Here is a 3,540-nt window from a genome sequence, read left to right as displayed (position 1 = left end):
ATGGATTGCAAGATGGTGCCCGAAGCCGGAATCGAACCGGCACGCCCTTACGAGCGGGGGATTTTAAGTCCCATGCGTCTACCAGTTTCGCCATTCGGGCGGTAGCGCGGTGAAGCGTCCAGGTTCTGTCAAATAACGATCTGGCAGTTCTGACGCTTGTGCAGCAGAGGTGGAAATATATACATCCCGCCCCGGTGAAGCAAGTTCGCAAATACCCTTTTCAAGACTAAATCTTGCAGGCTACTGCAAATAAAAAAGCTCCGTAAATCATAGATCTACGGAGCTCGTTTATTAGTGGAGGCCGAGGTCGGAATCGAACCGGCGTAGGCGGATTTGCAATCCGCTGCATAACCATTTTGCTACTCGGCCTCAAAACATTTGGTATCTAGTAGCGCGACATCAAATGCGTACAAACTTGGAGCGGGAAACGAGACTCGAACTCGCGACCCCGACCTTGGCAAGGTCGTGCTCTACCAACTGAGCTATTCCCGCGTCTTGGTGTGGCGCATTCTATAGAATCCAGAAGCCCCGTCAACCCTTTGATTCAAAAAAGTTTTATTTCTTTTCAACGTCGGTCTTCAGATGTGGCCAGGCAGCCCGCAGGTACTGGACCATCGACCACAAAGTCAGGCCAGCCGACACCATCAGCAAGGTGTAGCCCAGCAAGACCCAGAAACTGAACTCCTTGGGATTGGCCAGCAGGATCACCAGCGCCAGCATTTGCGCGGCGGTTTTCCATTTGCCCAGGTTCGATACGGCGACGTGGGCACGAGCACCCAGTTCGGCCATCCATTCGCGCAGCGCCGAGACGACAATCTCGCGACCGATGATCACGGCAGCAGGCAGCGTGAGCCACAGGTTTCCGTGTTCCTGCACCAACAGTACCAGTGCAACCGCAACCATAAGCTTGTCGGCAACCGGATCGAGGAAAGCCCCGAACGGTGTGCTTTGTTCCAGACGGCGGGCCAGGTACCCGTCCAGCCAGTCGGTGGCGGCAGCGAATGCGAAGACCGAGGCGGAGGCCAGGTAGCTCCACTGGTAAGGCAGGTAGAACAGCAAAATGAAGATCGGTATGAGTAGAACGCGTAGAACGGTAATCAGATTAGGGATATTCATCGGCACAACTGGCTACGAGGTGAGGGGGCATTCTACTCGCTGTGCAGATTTGCATAAATCAACTCTGCGAGCTTTTTACTGATCCCGGGGGCTTTGGCAATTTCTTCGATGCTTGCACGAGACAGCTCCTGCAATCCACCAAAATGTTTCAACAAATCCCGCCGACGTGTGGGTCCGACGCCGGCGACGCCCTCCAGTGTAGATGTCCGACGGGTTTTTCCACGCCGGGCGCGGTGCCCGGTGATGGCAAACCGGTGGGCTTCGTCGCGAATCTGCTGGATCAGGTGCAACGCGGGAGAATCGCCGCGCAACGTGAACTCATGTGCAGCGTCGTTCAGGTACAGGGTTTCGAAACCGGCCTTGCGCGTCGCACCTTTTGCCACGCCCAGCAGAATCAGGTCGGGTACGGCCAATTCATCGAGTACGTCGCGGGCCATGGACAACTGGCCTTTACCGCCATCCACCAACAGGATATCCGGCAGTTTGCCCTCCCCGTCCTTCAGCTTGCTGAAGCGTCGGGTCAACGCCTGATGCATCGCCGCGTAGTCATCGCCGGCCGTAACGCCCTCGATGTTATACCGGCGGTAATCGGATTTGATCGGGCCTTCGGGGCCGAAGACCACGCAGGACGCCACCGTCGCCTCGCCACTGGAATGACTGATGTCGTAGCACTCAAGTCGTTGAGGAGGCTCATCCAGCTTCAGCACCTCGGCCAGCGCATCGAAGCGTGCCGTAATGTGCTGACGATTCGCCAGGCGCGCACTCAGTGCCTGCTCGGCATTGGTCACCGCCAATTGCTGCCAGCGCGCCCGCGTACCACGCACACGATGGCTGATGGTCAGTTCACGACCGCGCAACTCGTCGATGGCGGCGATCAGTGTTGGAAAGTCGTCGTGGACCACATTGACGATCAGTTCACTTGGCAAGTCGCGCTCAGGACTGCTGATAAAATACTGGCCGAGAAATGCGGCCATGACTTCGCTAACGTCTTCTTCAATACCAACCTGAGGGAAGAAGTTCTTGCTTCCCAGTACCCGCCCGCCCCGCACGCTGATCAAGTGAACACAGGCACCGCCCGGGTTGACGAAGGCGGCAATCACATCGACGTCCCCGGTCCCGCCTTCCATGCTCTGCTGATCCTGAACCCGGCGCAGTAACGCAATCTGGTCCCGCAACTCGGCTGCTCGTTCGAACTCGAGATTGATCGCCGCCTCTTCCATCCCGGCGGACAACTCGTCTGTCAGAGCATTGCTGCGCCCTTCAAGAAACATCACCGAGTGGCGCACATCTTCCGCATACACCTGGGGCTCCACCAGCCCGACGCAGGGCGCCTTGCAGCGCTTGATCTGGTATTGCAGGCAAGGACGGGTGCGATTCTTGTAAAAACTGTCTTCGCATTGCCGAACGAAAAACGTCTTTTGCAGCAGGCTCAGGCTTTCGCGAATCGCGCCAGCGCTCGGGTAAGGACCGAAATATTTACCCTTGGCCTTTTTCGCGCCGCGATGAATGCTCAGTCGCGGAAACTCTCCGTCGGAGAGAAAGACGTAGGGGTAGGATTTATCGTCGCGCAGCAGGATGTTGTAGGGCGGACGCCATTCCTTGATCAGCGTCTGCTCAAGCAGCAAGGCTTCGGTTTCGTTGGCCGTGATCGTCGTTTCGATCTGGGCGATACGCGCTACCAGTGCGGCGGTCTTGGGGGCGAGCCCGGTCTTGCGAAAGTAACTCGACAGGCGATTCCTGAGGTTTTTCGCCTTGCCGACGTAGAGCAAACGCGCTTCGCTGTCGAACATGCGGTACACGCCGGGGCGCCCGCTAACGGTGGACAGAAAGGCGCTCGGATCAAAGGTTTCGGTCATTTTCAGAGGCTGGCGTCGACCATACCGTGACGAACCGCCAACAGCGTCAATTCGACATCACTGCTGATCGAAAGCTTTTCGAAGATGCGATAACGGTAGGTGTTCACGGTTTTCGGGGACAGGCACAACTTATCGGAAATGATCTGTACTTTCTGGCAGCCGACGATCATCAGCGCGATCTGGATTTCCCGCTCCGACAAGGCATCGAAAGGCGAATCGTTGGTGGGCTGGAAGGACTTGATCGCCAGCTGCTGGGCAATTTGCGGGCTGATGTAGCGTTGTCCGGCGAATACCAGGCGGATGGCCTGGACCATTTCCGGCAAACCCGCCCCTTTGGTCAAGTACCCTGCCGCCCCTGCCTGCAACAGCCGCGTAGGAAACGGGTCCTCTTCACACACGGTCACCGCGACGACTTTGATATCCGGATGACTGCGCAATAATTTGCGAGTGGCTTCAAGACCGCCGATACCCGGCATCTTGACGTCCATCAGCACCACATCGGGTTTCAGCTCACGCGCCTTGAGCAGGGATTCCTCTCCCGACTCGGCTTGGCCGACTACTTGCAGGC

General features: G+C 57.3%; 3 protein-coding genes and 3 tRNA genes. All 6 read right to left on the bottom strand.

Features of this window, described 5'->3' with window-relative positions:
* Positions 1–13: 13 nt before the first annotated feature.
* A tRNA-Leu gene (locus tag AC1DVH_RS27820) sits at positions 14–100 on the bottom strand.
* A 195-nt stretch (positions 101–295) separates the two neighbouring features.
* Positions 296–369 (bottom strand) — tRNA-Cys (locus AC1DVH_RS27815).
* 47 nt (positions 370–416) lie between these two features.
* A tRNA-Gly gene (locus AC1DVH_RS27810) sits at positions 417–492 on the bottom strand.
* Between the two features lie 63 nt (positions 493–555).
* Entirely contained in the window at positions 556–1,116 is a 561-nt protein-coding gene (gene pgsA, locus AC1DVH_RS27805) for a CDP-diacylglycerol--glycerol-3-phosphate 3-phosphatidyltransferase (RefSeq protein WP_477756494.1), read from the bottom strand.
* A gap of 32 nt (positions 1,117–1,148) precedes the next feature.
* The gene (uvrC, locus tag AC1DVH_RS27800; protein ID WP_477756493.1) at positions 1,149–2,972 is read right to left on the bottom strand and encodes an excinuclease ABC subunit UvrC; all 1,824 of its coding nucleotides are present in this window, start codon (positions 2,970–2,972) and stop codon (positions 1,149–1,151) included.
* A gap of 2 nt (positions 2,973–2,974) precedes the next feature.
* Positions 2,975–3,540: response regulator transcription factor GacA (gacA, locus tag AC1DVH_RS27795; protein WP_477756492.1), on the bottom strand; the 566-nt coding region annotated here is incomplete at its 5' end.

The sequence above is a fragment of the Pseudomonas sp. P4_C3 genome (assembly GCF_056402075.1).
The sequence above is the reverse complement of the archived record's forward strand: the minus strand, read 5'-3'. Positions and strand labels throughout refer to the sequence as shown.

Excerpts from the sequence above, each read along its gene's own strand:
- uvrC (WP_477756493.1), bottom strand. The coding sequence starts at position 2,972 with ATGACCGAAACCTTTGATCCGAGCGCCTTTCTGTCCACCGTTAGCGGG.
- pgsA (WP_477756494.1), bottom strand. The coding sequence starts at position 1,116 with ATGAATATCCCTAATCTGATTACCGTTCTACGCGTTCTACTCATACCG.